Source organism: Streptomyces sp. NPDC003038, from assembly GCF_040611115.1.
Lineage (GTDB): Bacteria > Actinomycetota > Actinomycetes > Streptomycetales > Streptomycetaceae > Streptomyces.
On record NZ_JBEXNN010000002.1, the window covers coordinates 1 to 18592 of the forward strand.

Below are 18592 nucleotides of genomic sequence, written 5' to 3' on the forward strand. Positions count from 1 at the left end.
TTCGGCCGCTCCCTGGAATGGGCGACGTCCTGCCCCCCGCCGCGGCACAACTTCGTCACCCTCCCCAGGGTGCGCTCCGAGTCACCGGCCTTCGATCTCAACTACCCCGAGATCGCGGCCATGGACTGGAGCGGGGATCACAAGCGGGACGCCATCGACCAGGACAACGCCTCCGCGCCGAGAGGCTCGGTATCCGGCTCGGGCCCGGAGCAGCCCTCGGGGCCGGACCAGCCGCAGTAGCCGACGGAGGCGGTGATGAGCGAGCGCTCGGAGGAGGCGGCGGCGGGGCTGGCCAGGATCGAGGGATACCTGATGAGCCAGGCCGCCCTACGGGAGGCACGGGAGGAGGGCGAGTCGTTCGCCCGCGGGCCGTCCTGGCTCGGCCCCGATGAGCAACATGAGATCGCGGACAGGTTCGCCCGGCCTCCGCGCCGGGAACCGGCACGGCCGGGAACACGCCACCACTCCCGACCGCTCCCCACCGGCGCCATGGAGACCGGCGGACCGTGCGGTCGTCGCGGCGGTGTGTCGGCACCCGGAGTCCCCGCCCCGTGTGATGGCATCGGCGGAGTCTCTGTTTGCGGCCCGTCGGCGGGGGCAGGCGGCACGAGGCCCATACCGCACCGTCCTTGGGGCTCATACATGATGATCACTATCGGGGTCGAAGAAGAATATCTGCTGGTCGATCCCGCCACGGGGATACCGGTCCCACGAATCGAGGAAGTGCGCGCGGCGGCCGGTCTGGACCCGGTCACCGACGCCGCCGAACTACAGACCGAACTCCTGCAGGCGCAGATCGAGGTCGCCACCCCGGTGTGTACCGACCTCGGGGAAGTGGGTGGTCACCTGCTGCGTCTGCGGCACGCGCTCGGCTCCGCCGCCGAGAAGATCGGCTGCCGTGTCGCCGCCTCCGGGGCCGCTCCGGTCAAGGACGCGGTGCCGGTGCCCGTCACACGCAACGCGCGCTACCTGAAGCTGCAGACCTACGCCCCGCGCCTGGTCGACGAGCAGCTGATCAACGGCATGCACGTACACGTCGGCGTCCCGGACCGAGCCATGGGCGTCGAGGTCCTGAACCGGATCCGGGTCTGGCTGCCCACGCTGCTGGCGATGTCGGCGAACTCACCCCTGTGGGAAGGACGCGACACCGGCTTCGCGAGCTGGCGCACCCTCGTGTTCGGGCGCTGGCCCGTGACCGGGCCCACGCCCGTCTTCGACGGCGTCGAGGACCACGACCGGCGGATCGAGGCACTCCTGGACTCGGGGACGATCACCGACGTGGGCCAGCTCTACTGGCAGGCCAGGCTGTCGGAGACGTTTCCGACCGTGGAGATCCGGTGTACCGACGTCCAGCTGCGGGCCGACGACGCGGTCATGTTCGCCGGAATCATCAGGGCCCTGGTCGCCACCGCCATACAGGAGGCCAAAGCCGGGGTGCCTGTTCCCGAGTGCCACCAGGAGATACTGCAAGCCGCCACCTGGCAGGCCGCCAGACACGGCATGAGCGGTCCCATGGTCGACCCGCAGGGCAGGCGCCAGAGCGCCGGCGACGTGCTGTACATGCTCATGCGGCACATCGGACCCGCCCTGGAGGAGGCCGGAGACACCCGCGAGGTGGCGTCCCTGGTCCACCGGCTCCTGCAGGAAGGCACCGCCGCCGACCGGCAGCGCCGAACGATGGCCGCAGGCGGTATGCGGGCACTGATCGACCTGATCACGACCCAGAGCACGGCGCCCTGAACGCGCCCCTTGTGCCCCCCCCGTGCCCCGTCCGCCGCATCGCCTCGTCGTCGGGCCGCCCGCCGGCCCGCCCGGATGAGGCGAGGGGCGCCGACAGCGCCCGCTCGGCCCCCACAGTCGTCCGTACGCCGGAGAGGAACCGATGAACACACTGCGCAGGCTGCAACCGCATGCGGGCCGGATGGCCGCGATGGCGGTGTTCGGCGGCTACACGGCCGGCTGGGCCGTGCTGGTCCGCCGCGGCGGGCGCGCCGTCCCGGCGCCCCCCACGCCATGGGAGCTGTTACTCACCGCGACCGCGACCTTTCGGCTGAGCCGTCTCCTCGGCAAGGCGACGGTCACCCGCCCGATCCGGGCACCGTTCACCCAGGTAGAAGCACCGGGCGCGCCGGCTGAACTCAACGAGACGCCGCGCGACCAGCACGGCAGGAAGACGGTCGGAGAACTGGTCAGCTGCCCCTTCTGCCTCAGCGTGTGGATCGTGACCACGCTGACCGGTGCGCAGTTGATCTGGCCGCGGGCGACCCGAACCGTGACCGGCGCGCTCACCGCCCTGGCGGCGGCCGACGCCATGCAGTTCGCCCATTCCGCTCTCACCGCGAAGGCGGAGCGATAGCCGTACCGGTGCGGGCCCGTCGACGCGGCCGACGGCCTCCCCCTGGCCGACCACCCGTTTCGCCACGGCTTGTGGCGGTTACATGCGTGGAATGAAAACCTCTGAGACGCTCGGACGGATTGCTTGCGCGGCGCAGAGAGCGCTGCCTTCGAGTACGGGGCCCGGCCGCGTGCTGAGGGCGATGGACCGCCTGGAGGGATCGCCCAGGGCCGACCGGCTGATCGACCTGGCGCGAACGGCGGTGAGGGCCGTTCCGCTCGGCCGTGGCCGCGACGTCCTGCACGGCCGCTGGCTGGGGCACCCGGTGCATCCGCTGCTGGTTCAGCTGCCGCTGGGTACGTGGATGTCCGCCGCCGTCCTGGACCTGGTGCCCGGACAGCGCCGGGCCGCGCACACCCTCGTGGGTGTGGGCCTGGTGGCCGCGGTGCCCGCGGCGTGGGCCGGCTGGGCCGACTGGGCGGAGCTGCGCCGGCCGCAGATGCGGGTGGGGCTGGTGCACGCCGCGGCCAATCTGAGCGCGGTGGCGCTGTACGCGGCCTCCTTCGCCGCGAGATCGCGCGGCCGGTTCGGCCGCGGCAGGGCCTGGGGGTTCGCCGGCCTGTCGGTGGTCGGCGTCGGCGGTGCGGTGGGCGGACACCTGGCCTACCGCCTGGCCGCCGGAGCCAGCCATGCCGAACAGGTGCCCGACCAGATCACGCCGGGCTGGCACGGCCTCGGTGCGGTGGCGGACCTTCCGGTGGGGCGCCCCGTACGCGGCCGGGTGGACGAGGTTCCCGTCGTCATCGTCCGCGAGGAGGGCGGGACCGTACGGGTTCTGGCCGGCCAGTGCAGTCACATGGGCGGCCCCCTCTACGAGGGCGAGACCCTCGACGGCTGCATCCGGTGCCCCTGGCACGGCAGCACCTTCCGTCTCTCCGACGGCTGGAACGCGAAGGGCCCCGCCACCGCCCCCCAGCCCGCCTTCGAGACCCGGGTCACGGACGGCCGGGTGGAGGCACGGCTGAGCTCCGGCGGCGTCTGAGTGCGGCCGCACCGGCCTCCACCCGCAGGTCGGCCGCCGTGGCCGCCGGATCGTGCGACAGGCCCGTCCCCGAGGACGGTGGCCGCGCCGGGACGACGCGCGAGCGGGGGCGGTGTAACAGTCGGCGCGGCAGCGCGCCCGCGTCCGCCCGTAAGTGCTACAAATGGCACGTGACCCTTCTTCCTCCGTACCGGCCGCGTCGGTGCGGACACCCATAGGGAACCGATCCCGGAGCGTCGCCGGACAGGTATTCGTCCTCCAGGTGGCGGTCGTGGTGCTGCTTGCCGTCGGCGCCGTGCTGGCCCTGGTACTCCAGTCACGGCACGACATCGACCGCGAAGCCCGCAACCGGTCGGTGGCCGTCGCGGAGACCTTCGCCCACTCCCTCGGCCTCCAGGAAGCACTGCGGACGCCCGATCCCTCCGCGATCCTGCAACCCCTCGCCGAGACGACGCGCAAAAACGCCGGGGTGGACTTCATCGTCGTGATGGACACCCGCGGCATCCGCTACACCCACCCCCAGCCGGACCGCATCGGCCAGCGGTTCGTCGGCACCATCGAGCCCTCGCTCGCCGGACGGACGCACACCGAGAGCGTGCAGGGTCCGCTCGGCAAGGAGATCCAGGCCGTCGTGCCGGTCACCTCCACCGACGGCCGGGTCGTCGCGCTGGTGTCCGCGGGCCTGACCGTGAAGAACGTGACGGGTGTGGTCGACCGCCAGCTACCGGTCATCCTCCTGGCCAGCGCGTCCGGCCTCATCCTGGCCACCGTCGGCACGGCGCTGATCAGCCGGCGGCTGCGCCGTCAGACCCACGGGCTCGGCACGCAGGAGATGACCCGCATGTACGAGCACCACGACGCGGTGCTGCACGCCGTCCGCGAAGGGGTGCTGATCACCGATGGCGAAGGGCGGCTCCTACTGGCGAACGACGAGGCCAGACGACTGCTCGGGCTGCCGGAGGACGCCGAGGGACGGCACATCGGGGACGTGCCGGGACTTGACCGCCGGATGGCGGACCTGCTGCTGTCCGGCCGGGAGGCCACCGACGAGGTGCTGGAGGCCGGAGAGCGGCTGCTGGTGGTCAACCAGCGGCCGACCAAGCCCGGCGGCCGGCAGGAGGGGACCGCGGTCACCATTCGCGACTCCACCGAGATGCGGGTGCTGACCAGCCGCGCCGAGACGGCCCGCAGGCGGCTCAAGCTGCTGTACGACGCGGGGGTCGACATCGGCACCACCCTCGACGTGAAACGCACCGCCGAAGAACTCGCCGACGTCGCCGTCCCCCGGTTCGCGGACTTCGTCACCGTCGACCTGGCCGACCCGGTACTGGACGGCGAAGAACCCGGTCCGGGCGCCGACATGCGGCGCACCGCGGTCAGCGGCATTCGCTCCGACCACCCCCTCTACCCCCTCGACCGGCTGATCGACTTCCTGCCGTCCACCCCTCAGGCACGCGGCTACGGCACCGGCGAAGCGGAGCTGGTGCCCGACCTGGCCGACGCGCCGGGCTGGCACGCCCAGGACCCGCCGCGGGCGCAGGCCATCGTCGACTACGGCATCCACTCGCTCATCGCGGCCCCGCTCAAGGCCCGGGGCGTGGTGCTCGGGGTCGTCAACTTCTGGCGGTCGCAGAAGCCGGAGCCCTTCGACGAGGACGATCTGTCACTCGCCGAGGAACTCGTCGCCCGGGCGGCGGTCAGCATGGACAACGCCCGCCGCTACACCCGCGAACACGCCCTCGCCGTGACGCTCCAGCGCAGCCTGCTGCCGCGCGCCCTGCCCGAGCAGAGCGCCGTCGACGTAGCGCATTTCTACCTTCCCGCGCAGTCGGGGGTGGGCGGGGACTGGTTCGACGTGATCCCGCTGCCGGGCAGCCGGGTCGCGCTCGTCGTCGGAGACGTCGTCGGGCACGGCCTGCACGCCGCGGCCACCATGGGACGGCTGCGCACGGCGGTGCACAACTTCTCCTCCCTGGACCTGCCGCCCGACGAGCTCCTCGCGCGTCTCGACGACCTCGTCCAGCGCATCGACCACGACGGGGACGGCGAGGACGCGAACGGCGGGCTGCTGGGCGCGACCTGCCTCTACGCCGTCTACGACCCGGTGTCCCACCGCTGCACGGTGGCGCGGGCGGGGCACATGCCGCCCCTGCTGGTCGCCCCCGACGGCACCACGGAGATCATGGAACTGCCGGCCGGGCCCCCGCTGGGACTGGGGGGCATGCCGTTCGAAACCGCCGAGCTGGAGCTGCCGGAGGGCAGCCAGCTGGTCCTCTACACGGACGGGCTGGTCGAGGAGCGGACCCGGGACATCGGCGAGGGGCTGGAGCTGCTGCGCGCGGCGCTGAGCCACCCCGGCCGCGATCCGCAAGAGAGCTGCCGGGCCGTGCTCGACGTCCTCCTGCCGGCCCGGCCGAGCGACGACGTGGCGCTCCTCATCGCGCGGACGCGCACGCTCGGCCCCGACCGGGTCGCGCACTGGGAGGTGCCCTTCCACCCGAGCGCCGTCGGCGCCGTACGGAACGACGCGGCGAAGAAGCTCGACGAGTGGGGCCTGTCGGAGCTAGGGTTCGCCACCGAGCTGATTCTCAGCGAACTCATCACCAACGCCCTGCGGTACGGCTGCGCGCCGGTGCGGGTACGGCTGCTGCACGACCAAACCCTGACCTGCGAGGTGTGGGACGCCAGCAGCACCGCCCCGCACCTGCGGTACGCCGCCACCACCGACGAGGGAGGGCGCGGGCTGTTCCTCGTGGCCCAGCTCAGCGAGCGCTGGGGCACGCGGTACACACCGGACGGCAAGGTCATCTGGGCGGAGCAGGACGTGCCCGGACGCTCGGGCGGGGCAGAGTCCGTCCTCGCGGCCTTCGCGGACGCGGAACCGCTCTGACACGCCGGCGCCGACCGAGCGGCGGCCCTCCCGTTCCCCCTGCCACGGATATGGCGGCATGCCATACAACGATGGGTCCGACTGTGGTGAACACACACATGGGATGTCCGGGCAGGTGTCTCTAGCGTTTCCGGCCATGACGAGCCAATTTCCCGCAGCCCCCGGATCCTCCGCGCGCCGTGACGCCGGCGCGGACCTCGCAGGGCGTACCGCCATGGTGACCGGCGGTGGCAGCGGTATCGGCCGCGCTTGCGCGCTGGCGCTGGCCGACGCCGGAGCGCTGGTCCACGTGGTCGACCTCGACGCCGGATCGGCCAAGGCGGTCGCCACGGCCATCGGCGGCCGTCCGCACGGGGTGGACCTGGCCGAGCCCGAGGCCGTCCGGCGGTTGCCGGACGAGGTGGACATCCTGGTCAACAGCGCCGGTCTGCAGCACGTGGCCGCCATCGAGGACTTCTCCCCGGCCCGGTTCGAACGGATCCAGAAGGTGATGGTCACCGCGCCGTTCCTGCTGATGCGGCAGTGCCTGCCCCACATGTACACCGGCGGCTGGGGCCGGGTGGTGAACATCTCCAGCGTGCACGGCGTGCGGGCCAGCGCCTTCAAGTCCGCGTACGTCGCCGCCAAACACGGCCTGGAGGGTCTGAGCAAGGTCGCCGCCCTCGAAGGCGCCGCGCACGGGGTCACCAGCAACTGCGTCAGCCCCGGCTACGTACGCACCCCCCTGGTCGAGGGGCAGATCGCGGCCCAGGCCGCCGCGCACGGCATCCCGGCCGAACAGGTCCTCAGCGACGTGCTGCTGGAGCGTTCCGCGATCAAGCGGCTGATCGAACCGCAGGAGGTGGCCGCCGTCGCGGTCTGGCTCTGCGGCCCGCACACCCGTTACCTCACCGGCGCGTCGATCCCGCTCGACGGGGGCTGGGGCGCGAGCTGACGCCCACGCCGCCCGCGTTCCCCCCGTCCACGGCATCCCCGCGTCCCCGCGTCCCCGGCATCCGGTGACCGCCGGACAGCGCCCGTCCCACCCTCGCTCGTGGCGAGAGCCGCAACCCGTCCCACCGTCCCCGTCCGGTCAAGAAACGGTGAGTGCCCATGAGTTCCGTCAGCTCCGCCCCGCCCGCCAGAGGCGGCATCCGCCGCATCGTCGCCGCCAGCCTCGTCGGCACCACCATCGAGTGGTACGACTTCTTCCTCTACGGCTCCGCCGCCGCACTCGTGTTCAACACCCTCTTCTTCCCCACCAGCGACCCGCTGGTCGGCACGATGCTCGCGTTCCTGACGTACGCGGTCGGCTTTGCCGCCCGACCGCTCGGCGGGATCGTCTTCGGCCACTACGGAGACAAGATCGGCCGCAAGAAGCTGCTCGTACTCAGCCTCCTCATGATGGGCGGGGCGACCTTCGCGATGGGCCTGCTGCCCACGCACGCCAGCATCGGCGTCGGCGCCCCGATCCTGCTGACCGTGCTGCGCCTGGTCCAGGGTTTCGCCCTCGGCGGCGAATGGGGCGGCGCCGTCCTGCTGGTCTCCGAGCACGGCGGGGACAAGAGCCGCGGCTTCTGGGCCTCCTGGCCACAGGCGGGCGCGCCCGGCGGAAACCTGCTCGCCACCGGCGTCCTCGCACTCCTCGCCGCGGTCCAGTCCGACGAAGCCTTCCTCGCCTGGGGCTGGCGCATACCGTTCCTGCTCTCCGGCGTCCTGGTCGTGATCGGCCTCTGGATCCGGATCTCGGTCAGCGAGTCCCCGGTCTTCCTCGAAGCCCGCGCCAAGGCCGCGGAGCAGGCCGCGGCGGGCGTCAAGGAGCAGCCTCCCGTCGTCCAGGTCTTCCGCACGAGCTGGCGCCAGGTGCTCACCGCGATCGGCACCCGGCTGGGGGAGAACGTCTCCTACTACGTCCTCACCGCGTTCCTGCTCGTGTACGTCACCGTCCACCTGCAACTCCCCAAGGGCCAGGCCCTGAACGCGGTGCTCATCGGGTCCGCGGTCCACTTCGTGACCATTCCGCTGTGGGGCGCGCTCTCGGACCGGATCGGCCGCCGCCCCGTCACCTTGATCGGCGCTCTCGGCATGGCCGGCTGGGCCTTCGCCTTCTTCGCCCTGCTGGACTCCAAGTCCTTCCCGGTGATCGCGCTCGCGGTCACCGTGGGTCTGCTCCTCCACGGCGCGATGTACGGCCCGCAGGCCGCCTTCATCTCCGAGATGTTCGACACCAAGGTCCGCTACTCCGGCGCCTCGATGGGCTCCCAGCTCGCCTCCATCATCGGCGGCGCCCTGGCCCCGATCATCGCCGTCGAACTGCTGAAGGACTACGGCACTTCGACGCCGGTCTCGGTCTACCTCTGCTTCACGGCGCTCGTCACCGCCGTGACCGTCTGGGCCGCCAAGGAGACACTGGGCCGGGACCTGGCCCGGGACGGCTTGCCGGCGGCAGCCCCCGGCACGGGAAGCAGCCGGCGGGAAACGGCCCCGCTCGGCAGCTGAACCTCACCGACCTGCCCGCCGTGCCATGTCAGGTGGACACACGGCGGGCAGTCGGCCCCCCTACCTGCCGCCAACCGCCGCCATCCCTTTCCTACCCCTACCCGACCGCGCCCGCCCCCGCCCCCGTCCGCCCAGGAGGTGATCGCCGTATGCTCCCCACCGTGACAGTCCCGGGCCACCAGCACTCCCGCACCGCAGAGCGCCGCCTGCTCGACCTCCTGGCCCGGGGCGCCCCGTCCGAGGACTTCGCCCACCCCGCGGCAGACGCCCGCGAACGCGGCGCCACGGCGGCCGAACTGGCCGAGATCGCCGAAGCCACCGCGGTGGCCCTGCGCATCCGCCGCACACTCAGCCAGCACCGCCGGCGCGAGGCGGAACTGACCGCGCTCTTCGACACCGCGAGCGACCTGGCCGCCCTGCGCGACCTGGACGCCGTCCTGCGCGCCATCGTCCACCGGGCGAAGCTCCTGCTGGGCACCGACGTCACGTACATGTCCCTCAACGACGAAGTCGCCGGCGACACCTACATGAGGGTCACCGACGGGTCGGTGGCCGCCGCTTTCCAACAGGTACGGCTCGGCATGGGCGAGGGGCTCGGCGGCCTCGTCGCCCAGACGGCCCGGCCCTACGCCACCGACGACTACCAGGCCGACACCCGCTTCCACCACACCGGGGCCATCGACAGCGCCGTCCTCGAAGAAGGACTGCGCGCGATCCTCGGAGTGCCGCTGCGCGTCGGCGCCCAGATCATCGGCGTGCTCTACGCCGCCGACCGCAGCCCGCGCGACTTCACCCCCGAGGAGGTGGCGCTGCTCTCCTCCCTGGCCGACCACGCCGCCATCGCGATCGACAGCGCCCGGCTGCTGGAGGAGACCCGGGCGGCGCTGGTCTATCTCAACTCCGCGTCCGAGACCATCCAGGCCCACAGCCGGGCCACGCGCCGCGCCGAACAGGCACACGACCAGCTGACCGACCTCGTCCTGCGCGGTGGCGGCGCCGACGACGTGGCGGCCGCACTCGCCGACCTCCTCGACGGCGGGATCCTCATCCACGACGCGGACGGTGCAGAACTGGCCCGCGACAGAACCGACTCCCTGCCCCCGCCCGCCCCGGCCGTGGCCGCCTCCAGGGCCAGCGGCCGGGCCGTCCCCTCCCACGGCACCTGGGTGTGCGCGGTCCTGGCCGGCCCTGAACTGCTCGGCAGCATCGCCCTGACGGGACGCGCCGAACTGCCCGACGCCGACCGGCTCCTGTTCGAACGCGCCGGCGTCGTCACCGCCCTGCTTCTGCTGTTGCGCCGCTCGGTGGCCGAGACGGAGGACCGGGTACGGGGGGAGCTCCTCACCGACCTGCTGTCCCGCACCGGTGACCCCGCCACCCTGACCACCCGGGCCCGCCGGCTGGGAGTGAACCTCACCCGCCCCCACAGCGTCTTCGTGATGCACGGTGAAACGGCTGCACGCCGTCGGCTCCTGGCCGTGGCCGCCCGCGAAGGCCGGGCCCGAAGCGGCCTGGCCGGACTCCACCACGACCACGTCGTGCTGGTCGCTCCGACCGACGAGCCCGGCCGCACCGCCCGAGGACTCGCCGCCGAAGTGAGCCAGGCGGTGGGCTCCCCGGTGACCGTCGGCGCCGCCGGCCCAGCCGCCGGCGCCGCAGGACTGTCCGCGGCGCATGCCGAGGCACACCGCTGCCTGTCCGCGCTGCAAGCCCTGGGACACACGGGCCACGGCGGCGCCCTGTCCGACCTCGGCTTCGTCGGCGTACTCCTCGGGGACCACGCGGATCTCGCCGCCTACGTGCGCAAGACGCTCGGCCCCGTACTCGACTACGACACCCAGCGCGGCACCGATCTGGTCGGCACCCTCGACGCGTACTTCGCCCAGGGCGCCAGCCTCAGCAGAACCAGGACGGCACTCCACGTCCACGTCAACACCGTGGTCCAACGCCTCGAACGCGTCGGCAGCGTCCTCGGTGAGGACTGGAACACCCCCGCGCGCGCCCTCGAAATCCAGCTGGCGCTCCGGCTCCACCGCCTCGCGCCCCGAGGATGAGCCGCACCTCGACGGTCCGGCGTCGGCTCCCACGGGCCCGCCCTCACTCGGCGGTTGCCGATCCTCGTTGTTCCGCACACGGCGCGGATCGCGGTGCGGTACCGTCTGATCACTTTCGGTCACGCAGACCGTTGGCTCCGCCCGGTGGGGTGCTGAGCAGGCGCACGCGGCGACGGGGCCGCGCGCCCCGGAGGGGGAAGACATGGCGTATCTCGTGGAGTTGCCCGTGTCCGTGGGAGACGGCGCGGCGGGCGCCCGGCGGACGGATCTGGTGAAGGTCGAGGTCGAGCAGACCGCGGACGGCCTGGTGCAGGTCGCCCGGCCGGGCCAGGTCGTGGCACGGGCGACCCGGTCGCTGGGCGACATGCTGGCCGGGGTCCGCCCCATCGCGCAGAACTTCGTCGAGAGCTTCCGCGGTATGGCCCAGGCGCCGGACGAGATCAGCGTCGAGTTCGGGCTGTCCTTGTCCGCCGAAGCCGATGTGGTGATCACCAGCACGGCGGCCCAGGCCAACTTCACGGTCACGCTGACCTGGAACCGGCCTCCCGCCGACGGTCCGGACGAAAGCGTCGCGCCGTCCCCGCCGGCCTCCGTGTCGTGACCTCGTTGGCGCCCCGGCCCGCGGCGGGCTCCGCGCCGAAGGCGCTGGAAGCGGCCGTGTTGCGGGTCTACGACCCGCGGGGGCAGGCGGTGGGGCTGGGCTTCCTCGTCTCTCCGGACGTGGCCCTCACCTGCGCCCACGTGGTCTCGGCGGCGCTCGGTACACCGAAGGACGCCGAACCCGCCGCCTCCGACCGGCTCCACGTCGACCTGCCGCTGCTGCCCGCCCCGGCGCAGGGCGGCACAGGCGTGACGGCGAGCGTCGAGCGCTGGCTGCCGCCACAGCGGTCGGGCGGCGGGGACGTGGCAGTCCTGCGGCTCGGCGCCCCGCTGCCCGGCGCCCGGCCCATCCAGTTGGTCGAGGCACAGGACGTATGGGAGCACCCCGTACGCGCCTTCGGCTTCCCCGTCGGCCGCCAGGGCGGCGTCTGGCACTCCGCCGTACTGAGGGCACGGCAGGCCCACGGATGGGTCCAGGCCGATCTGTCCGGCCAGGGCTATGCCGTCTCCGGAGGCTTCAGCGGCGGCCCCGTATGGGACGACCAACTCGTCGGCGTGGTGGGCATGATGGTGCAGGCCGAGGCGGGAAACCCCCCGGTGAGCTATCTGATCCCCACGGACGGTCTGCTGGCCGCCTGGCCCGGACTGCGGGACCTGGCTCTGCCGCCTTCGCCGTTCCGCAGCCTGTCCCCCTTCCAGGAAGCCGACGCGGACGTCTTTCACGGCAGGGGATCCGAGAGCGAGCGGCTGGCCGGCACGCTCACGACCGAGCCCCACATCACCATCGTCGGCCCGTCGGGCTCCGGCAAGTCGTCGCTGGCCCTGGCCGGGGTGGTGCCGCGGCTCCGGGCCTCCGGCGCCTCGGTGATCGTACTGCGGCCCGCTTCCGGGAGCAGCCCGTTGTCGGCCCTGGCGGCCGCGCTGCTGCCGCTGCTCGAACCGGAGCTGTCCGAGACGCAGCGGCTGACGCGGCTGCCCGCCGTGGCCGGTGTGCTGGCCGGGGGAGGGCTGGCCGATGTCGTGGCCGGCCTGCTGCCCCGCCACCGAAGCCGGCGACTGCTCGTCGTGGTCGACCAGTTCGAGGAGCTGCTCGCGCTCGGCACGGAGGCCGTCGACCATTTGGCCGGTGTCCTCTACGGTGACACGCTGCCGCCCGAGGTCCGGGTGCTGACCACCTTGCGGGCCGATTTCCTGGAGGCCGCGCTCGCCCACCCGCGCCTGGGGCCCGTGCTCAGCCGCAGCGTCCGCGCCCTCGGTCCGCTGGGCCCCGAGCAGCTCCGCGAAGCCGTGACGGCGCCCGTCGACGCCATCCCCAGCGTGAGCTACGAGCCGCATCTCGCCGACCGCATCCTGGCCGACACGGGCACCGAGCCGGGGGCCCTGCCCCTGCTGGGTTTCACCCTCGACCTGCTGTGGCGACGGCAGAGCGGCGGCCGGCTGACCCACGGGGCGTACGAGGAACTCGGCGGGGTCACCGGTGCGTTGGGCGCCCAAGCGGACGAGATCTGGGCCGCGCACGTCCCGGCGCGTGACGAAGCGGCGGCCCGGCGGCTGTTCACCCAGCTCATCCGGGTGCCGATCGGCTCCGCGGCCGCGACGCGCCGCATGGTGCTCCGCAGGGACGTGGGCGAAGACGAGTGGCGCATCGCCCGGACCCTGGCCACCACCAGGCTGTTGGTCACCGGACGCAACGCCGAAGGCGCCGACACCGTCGAACTCGCCCACGAGGCGCTGATCACCGGCTGGGAGAAGCTGGCCGGCTGGGCCGCCGAGGACCGTTCCTTCCTCGACTGGCGGGAGTCGCTGCGGCACGACATGGACCGCTGGGAGCGGGGCGACCGTGCCCGCGAACTGCTGCCGCCCACCGCCGCGATGGCCGGCGCCCGGCAGTGGCTCCGCGAGCGCGGTACCGAGCTCACCGACGCGGAGCGCGACTACCTGGAACGGGGGCGCGACCACCACCGTTCACGCGCCCGCAGACGCAGGGTCCTCTTCTCCGGGATCGGGATCGTGGTCATGCTGGCGATGGTGTTCGGAGCCCTGTCCCTCTATGCGCAGGAGCAGGCCCGCACGCGCCAGGCACTGGCCAACTCGCGTGCCCTGACACAGGTGTCACAGGACGACGCGGCCGCTGACCCGGCGCGGTCGATCATGCTGGCGATGGCGGCCTTCCGTACGTCACCGACGAGGGAGGCGCGCAACCAACTGCTGCGCCAGTACCTGACGTACTCGGGTTCGGAGCGCTTGCTCTCCGGCCTGGCGGCGTCGGTGGCGCAGTTCGGAATGAGCCGGGACGGCAATGTGGTGCTCGCGAGGTCGACCTCGGGCCGGGCGGTGCTCTTCGTGCACGCCACCGACGGTACGGTGCGCGGCGAACCGGTCGAGGCGAGGCGGGTGGCCTCCGCCATGGTCTCACCGGACGGCAAGCGGGCCGCCTTCGTCTCGGAGGACGGTACGGCCGGCTGGTTCGAGGTGAACGCCGGCGCGGCCGGGATCGCCGGGCCGGTCCACCGGCTCCCGCAGGTGGCGGACACGGAGAGATTCGGGGACCCCGGAAGGGGGTTCGCGATCTCGGCCGACGGGAGGCGGGTCGTGGTCACGACGAGCGGCCGGCTGGTGTGGTGGGACTTGGACACGGACACGGTGGGCGGTTCCGTTCCCGTGTCGGGGACGCTGAACGGGGACGTGTGGATCAGTCCGGACAACCGGACCCTGCTGGCGGGGTTCTGGAACGGGCAGACCCTGGAAATGGGCCACCGGCTGGTCGCCATCGACATGACCACCGGCGCGCGGCGCACGGTGGTGGCCTCCGCCTATGACTATGTGCCCTCGGGGGACCGTATGACGGTCGTCGCCTGCAGGACGGAGGGGTACGAAGCCGTCCTGAGCCGTCACCGGCTCTCGGACGGTGCTCAGCAGGGGGACGAGCACCGGGAGAGGAACACGTGCGATCTGGGGGCCGCCGATGAAACCGGGCGCCACGTCGCCCTGCTGAACGGCGCCCAGGTGAGGCTGGTCGACCTTGAGCGGCGGACGGTGGCCGCCCAGGTCCTCTCACCGAGCGGAACCTCCACCACCTCCCTCCACCTCGTGTCGGTGGGCGGAAGGCTGCTCCTCGCCGGTCTCGGCTCCGACCGGGCGTCGGTCTCGTACACACGACTCCTGCCGGCACGCGTCTCGCTCGACGTGAGCGGGCAACGGCTCACCCGCGACGGCAGCAGGGTGATCAGCGTCCTGAAGGGCGGGTCGGGCCTGCAACTGCGGCCCACCGGCGAGCAGGGCGATCGGCTGCTCGCCGAGGCGCCGCGCCCGCAGCCGTACTGGGACCACCGGAACAACCGTCTCCCACTCGACCACGACGGACGGCTCTTCGCCGACTGGCAGGCCAAGAACGTCGTTTCCGTCCGCGAGGTCTCGACCCTGCGGCAGACGGCGCGGGTCACCACCGCCATGCCGCCGTCCGACGAGGAGTTCACCTCCTTCTTCGACCGGAGCGGGAACCTGGTGACCGTCGCGGGCACGCAGGTACAGCAATGGGACGTGCGCACGGGCCAGCAGCTCGCGCACTTCGACGCCAAGGTCTTCCTTCCCGAGAGCCGCGGCGAGAAGGCGCCGGTCACGACTGTCGTGCCCTACCCGGTGGCGAACCAGGTGGCCGTGCTCGTCTGGGGCGCATCCCTCGTCCGTGTCGTGGACGTCGGCACGGGACGCACGGTGACGACGATGAAGGTGCCGGAGGACGGCGTCGCCCTCCACTTCGACCCCAGCGGCCGCTATTTCGCGCTGATCCGCAGTGGTGGGATCGCCGAGCTGTGGCGACGCCACCCGCTGCGCAAAGAGCTCGGACCCCTGCGCAGCCTGATCGACCACGCCGACACGAAGGGCGCCGCACGCTTCCTCGACGGCGAAGGCCTCTTCCAGGTGGCGGCCAACAGCACCGTACGGAAGTACCGGATCGGTACCCGGGCCTATCTGGACTCCTACGACTTCGGCCTTGCCGAGGGCACCTTCGGCTCCGCGGAGAGGCCTTATCAGTTCGTGGACTTCTCGGCCGACGGCCAGACCTTGATCTACATCGGTCCGAAGGGCGACGGCGGCCCCCTGCGCCTCGACCCCGCCCTGTGGCAGCGCGCACTGTGCGCCGTCATCGGCCATCGGGAGTTCACCGCCGAGGAGAGGGGGAGCCTGCCGGTGCACGTACCGGCGGAGCCCCTCTGTCCGGGGCGGTGACGGCCGCGGGGGCCGGCTTCGTCAGCCGCCGTAGACGCCGACCTCGCGCAGCGAGTAACCCCACTGGGTGCCGCGTTGCAGCCCGTGGATCCGCACGTGGCGCGCCGAGGTGGCGGGGAACCGCGCCGTGTCCAGGCCGCCGTCACCGGAGGCCGTCGACCATACGGGCTGCCAGTTCGTGCCGTCGGTGGAGAGCTCGACGCGGTACGCCTTTCCGTAGGCGCCCTCCCAGTCGAGGGTGACGCGCTGGACCAGGCGTGTGCCCCCCAGGTCGAGCTGAAGCCACTGGCCGTCGCTCCAGTCGCTCGCCCAGCGGGTGCCCCGGTCGCCGTCCACGGCCCGGCCGGGCGCGTAACTCGTGAACGGGTTCCACTCCGAGGAGCTGGCGGAGGCCGGGGCACCCGCGGCGAGGTTCACTCCGGCCTTGTGCCGCTCCGAGGTGCCCCAGGTCTTCAGATAGGACTCGGCGCCCCGGAAGAGGTCGTCCACCACGTCCTGGCCACCGACGAGCCGTACGTCCTCGATCCAGTCGGGGACCAGGCCGTAGTGCGCGGCGCCGTCGGTGTTGAGGTCCCAGGTGCGCCGGCCGGTGGTCTGTTTGTCGATGAGGGCGCCGCCGTCGGCGCTGCGGAAGGGATAGCGCACCGGGTTCGGGGTGTCCGCGCCGCGTGGGGCCGGCCAGCCGCCGACACCGTTCATGTCCGTTCCGTAGCCGTAGCCGACGTCGTACTTCTCGCGCAGCGCGTCCGTGCGCTCGGCCTCCGCGCTGAACGCCTCGGCGCCGTTCATGTACTGGGCGACGAAACCGCCGAGGCGGTAGACCCGCTCGGTCCAGTCGAGGTCCATCCAGCTGTGCGAGGAGATCACGCCCGGGTACGACTCGGACTCCAGGATGTCGAAGGCCCGCCCGGCGGCCTTGACGCTCATGTGGTCGATCTCCAGCATCATCTTGCGTTCCATCATGCCCCTCAGGGCGTATTCGCCGAGCTCGGTGAGGCCGCGGGTGTTGCACCGCGCGTCCGCCGCGTACGAGGGGACCGTCACGCCCGCCGGGAGTCGCTTCTCCGCGGAGGGCGCCGCAGCGACCCCGATGGGGTTGTCGTGCTGCGGGCCGGTGCACTTCTCCGTCTTCCAGAAGGTACCGGTCGACAGGAACTGGCCCACGTTGATCGCCGTACCGAGGGCGCCCGAGTCGAACCGGACCCCGCACAGGGCGTTGTCGAACTTGTGGCACAGGAACATGCTGCGGACGCCGAGCTGGTGCAGCTCGTCCAGGCCGCGGTCGATGTCGTCCTTGCCGCACTGGGCGATGTCGAGGATCTGCTTGCAGCCGAACGGCTCGGAGGTCTCGACTCCCAGCACGACGGCCAGCTTGCCCTGCTCGATGACGTCGCGGGCCTGCGCGGAGTCGGTGACGATCCTGAACCAGCCCTTGCCCGGCCCGCCGTACATCGTGTCGATGTAGGCCTGCATGTCGTACGTCTTTCGCGCCTCCAGGCGGATGGCGGTCATCTCGTCGCAGCCGCGGTCCTTGAAGAAGTAGACCGAGCAGATGACGCCGTTGGTGACGAGGTCGTTGACGAGGACGCGCTGACCGCCGCGCCAGGCCCGTTCGACCCAGGCGTAGTAGTTCTGCTGGTGGGTCAGCGAGTCGTGGGCGGGCCAGTCCTTGAACGTGGGCCAGCCGTCCGGGTCGTGCTTGCCGTCACCGCCCTTGGTGATGAAGTCGAAGATCGCGAGGGAGCCGTCGGGATAGTGCTCGGGGCAGTCCTTGAGCGCGTCGGCGATCCCCTGCTCGGAGAACGGCTTGCCGCAGATGAGCCGGCCGCCGAAACCCTCGTTCGACATGAGGTGGTCGTGGGCGTCGACGAAACCGCGCACGCGCCCCTGGGCGTCGGTTCCCTTGAAGGGCTCACCCGTCACGTTGATCTCGGAGTCGGGGGCGGGCCTCGCGGTCGGGTTCCACCAGCCCGGGTCGGCGGCCGAGGAAGCGGGCGTGGGGCCGAGCACCACGGCCACCACGGCCAGCAGCAGCGACAGCACCGTGAGGGGACTGCGCCTGGGCCCGCGGTGCGGGTGTCGAGTCATGGTCATCACTCACGTCTTCGGTCGGCGGATGGCGCGGTCGAGAGTCCCGGGCCGTCGCGGGAGACAGCCGCCCCAGCGAGGGGAATCGGCATGTTCCGCGCAAACGGTGCGACGAGAATCGCGAGTGCCGCCGACAGAGTCAAGGGTCCGGGACAGCAGGCCTGATGAATCGTCAGGTGGGGGAGCCGACGGACGGCCGGTGAGGCTGGAACCAGTCCGTCATGGTGCGGTAGGCGAGGGCCGGTTCGTCGTCGGGCGAGGCCCAGTCGCCCGGGCCGCGCTGCCGCTCCCAGGTGTGGTGCCGGCCGTTCACGGCGTCGACGAAATCGGCTGCCAGCCGGGCCGCTTCGTAGAGGTCCTGGTCGGTGCTCTGTGAGCTGGCTCCGACGATCTGGCCACGGACCTCCGCGGAGTGGCCGTAGCGGAAACCGCCGGTGCCGAGGAGGTGCGGATCGACGTGTACGGCCTCGCCGTTGTTGCGGCCGAGCCGGCGGTGGGCGGCGGCCTTGGCGGCCGCGTTCGGCAGGCAGGCGTGGCCGCGGTCCCCGATGGCGATCACGCCGAGGACCGCTTCCTCGTGGGGGATCCAGGGGTCCGCGGTGGCGTCCATCAGCACGAAGCCCATCAGGGGCCGGGGGTAGGCGCCGCGCGGTGCGTGCTGCTCGTCGGTGGTGTGGTTCAGCCAGATGCTCGCGGCGCGCCGCAGCCCCACGTCCAGGAGCAGGACGTCGAGTTGCTCGCCGGTGAGCATGTAGGCGTAAGGGTTGTGACGGTGTGCCACCTGGACCGCGAGGCCTTCGGGCGAGACGGTTCCGACGCCTGTCATGCAGGCCTCCAAGACGTGGTGAAGGGGGGTGAGGAGGCCATGGTGCGAT

At 72.1% G+C, this 18592-nt stretch carries 11 protein-coding genes and 1 pseudogene; 10 read left to right on the plus strand and 2 right to left on the minus strand.

Translation table 11 applies throughout. The annotated features are described in order from the left end of the window. From ABZX75_RS02645 to ABZX75_RS02690, 10 genes and pseudogenes are all read left to right on the plus strand, one after another. Positions 1-240, plus strand: a pseudogene (locus tag ABZX75_RS02645) (hypothetical protein); the annotation flags it as partial. Positions 241-645: 405 nt separating this feature from the next. Continuing rightward, the gene (locus ABZX75_RS02650; protein WP_355407908.1) at positions 646-1740 is read left to right on the plus strand and encodes a glutamate--cysteine ligase; all 1095 of its coding nucleotides are present in this window, start codon (positions 646-648) and stop codon (positions 1738-1740) included. 142 nt (positions 1741-1882) lie between these two features. Beyond that, positions 1883-2356, plus strand: a complete 474-nt coding sequence (locus tag ABZX75_RS02655) for a DUF1360 domain-containing protein (RefSeq protein ID WP_355407046.1) — start codon at positions 1883-1885, stop codon at positions 2354-2356. A 181-nt stretch (positions 2357-2537) separates the two neighbouring features. Next, positions 2538-3377: a Rieske (2Fe-2S) protein gene (locus ABZX75_RS02660; protein ID WP_355407048.1), complete on the plus strand. Its 840-nt coding sequence runs from the start codon at positions 2538-2540 to the stop codon at positions 3375-3377. Positions 3378-3540: 163 nt separating this feature from the next. Further along, positions 3541-6267, plus strand: a complete 2727-nt coding sequence (locus tag ABZX75_RS02665; protein ID WP_355407049.1) for a SpoIIE family protein phosphatase — start codon at positions 3541-3543, stop codon at positions 6265-6267. A 136-nt stretch (positions 6268-6403) separates the two neighbouring features. Next, positions 6404-7201, plus strand: a complete 798-nt coding sequence (locus ABZX75_RS02670) for a 3-hydroxybutyrate dehydrogenase (RefSeq protein WP_355407051.1) — start codon at positions 6404-6406, stop codon at positions 7199-7201. Between the two features lie 158 nt (positions 7202-7359). Further along, positions 7360-8745, plus strand: a complete 1386-nt coding sequence (locus ABZX75_RS02675; RefSeq protein ID WP_355407053.1) for an MFS transporter — start codon at positions 7360-7362, stop codon at positions 8743-8745. 149 nt (positions 8746-8894) lie between these two features. Further along, the gene (locus ABZX75_RS02680; RefSeq protein WP_355407055.1) at positions 8895-10799 is read left to right on the plus strand and encodes a GAF domain-containing protein; all 1905 of its coding nucleotides are present in this window, start codon (positions 8895-8897) and stop codon (positions 10797-10799) included. Between the two features lie 202 nt (positions 10800-11001). After that, the gene (locus ABZX75_RS02685; protein ID WP_355407057.1) at positions 11002-11400 is read left to right on the plus strand and encodes a CU044_2847 family protein; all 399 of its coding nucleotides are present in this window, start codon (positions 11002-11004) and stop codon (positions 11398-11400) included. Beyond that, positions 11397-15629 carry a trypsin-like peptidase domain-containing protein gene (locus ABZX75_RS02690; protein WP_355407059.1) on the plus strand — a complete coding sequence of 1411 codons (4233 nt, stop codon included), beginning with the start codon at positions 11397-11399 and terminating at the stop codon, positions 15627-15629. Before ABZX75_RS02685 ends, ABZX75_RS02690 begins: the two co-directional genes overlap by 4 nt. Positions 15630-15650: 21 nt before the next feature. Here the strand turns inward: ABZX75_RS02690 and ABZX75_RS02695 are convergent, their stop codons facing one another. Beyond that, the gene (locus ABZX75_RS02695; RefSeq protein ID WP_355407910.1) at positions 15651-17717 is read right to left on the minus strand and encodes a discoidin domain-containing protein; all 2067 of its coding nucleotides are present in this window, start codon (positions 17715-17717) and stop codon (positions 15651-15653) included. Between the two features lie 172 nt (positions 17718-17889). After that, positions 17890-18543, minus strand: a complete 654-nt coding sequence (locus tag ABZX75_RS02700; protein WP_355407061.1) for a hypothetical protein — start codon at positions 18541-18543, stop codon at positions 17890-17892. Positions 18544-18592 lie beyond the last annotated feature (49 nt).

What these genes read in the sequence shown, in the direction of transcription:
- ABZX75_RS02650 (WP_355407908.1), top strand. Translation starts at nt 646, where the DNA reads ATGATCACTATCGGGGTCGAAGAAGAATATCTGCTGGTCGATCCCGCC.
- ABZX75_RS02655 (WP_355407046.1), top strand. Translation starts at nt 1,883, where the DNA reads ATGAACACACTGCGCAGGCTGCAACCGCATGCGGGCCGGATGGCCGCG.
- ABZX75_RS02660 (WP_355407048.1), top strand. Translation starts at nt 2,538, where the DNA reads ATGGACCGCCTGGAGGGATCGCCCAGGGCCGACCGGCTGATCGACCTG.
- ABZX75_RS02665 (WP_355407049.1), top strand. Translation starts at nt 3,541, where the DNA reads ATGGCACGTGACCCTTCTTCCTCCGTACCGGCCGCGTCGGTGCGGACA.
- ABZX75_RS02670 (WP_355407051.1), top strand. Translation starts at nt 6,404, where the DNA reads ATGACGAGCCAATTTCCCGCAGCCCCCGGATCCTCCGCGCGCCGTGAC.
- ABZX75_RS02675 (WP_355407053.1), top strand. Translation starts at nt 7,360, where the DNA reads ATGAGTTCCGTCAGCTCCGCCCCGCCCGCCAGAGGCGGCATCCGCCGC.
- ABZX75_RS02680 (WP_355407055.1), top strand. Translation starts at nt 8,895, where the DNA reads ATGCTCCCCACCGTGACAGTCCCGGGCCACCAGCACTCCCGCACCGCA.
- ABZX75_RS02685 (WP_355407057.1), top strand. Translation starts at nt 11,002, where the DNA reads ATGGCGTATCTCGTGGAGTTGCCCGTGTCCGTGGGAGACGGCGCGGCG.
- ABZX75_RS02695 (WP_355407910.1), bottom strand. Translation starts at nt 17,717, where the DNA reads ATGACTCGACACCCGCACCGCGGGCCCAGGCGCAGTCCCCTCACGGTG.
- ABZX75_RS02700 (WP_355407061.1), bottom strand. Translation starts at nt 18,543, where the DNA reads ATGACAGGCGTCGGAACCGTCTCGCCCGAAGGCCTCGCGGTCCAGGTG.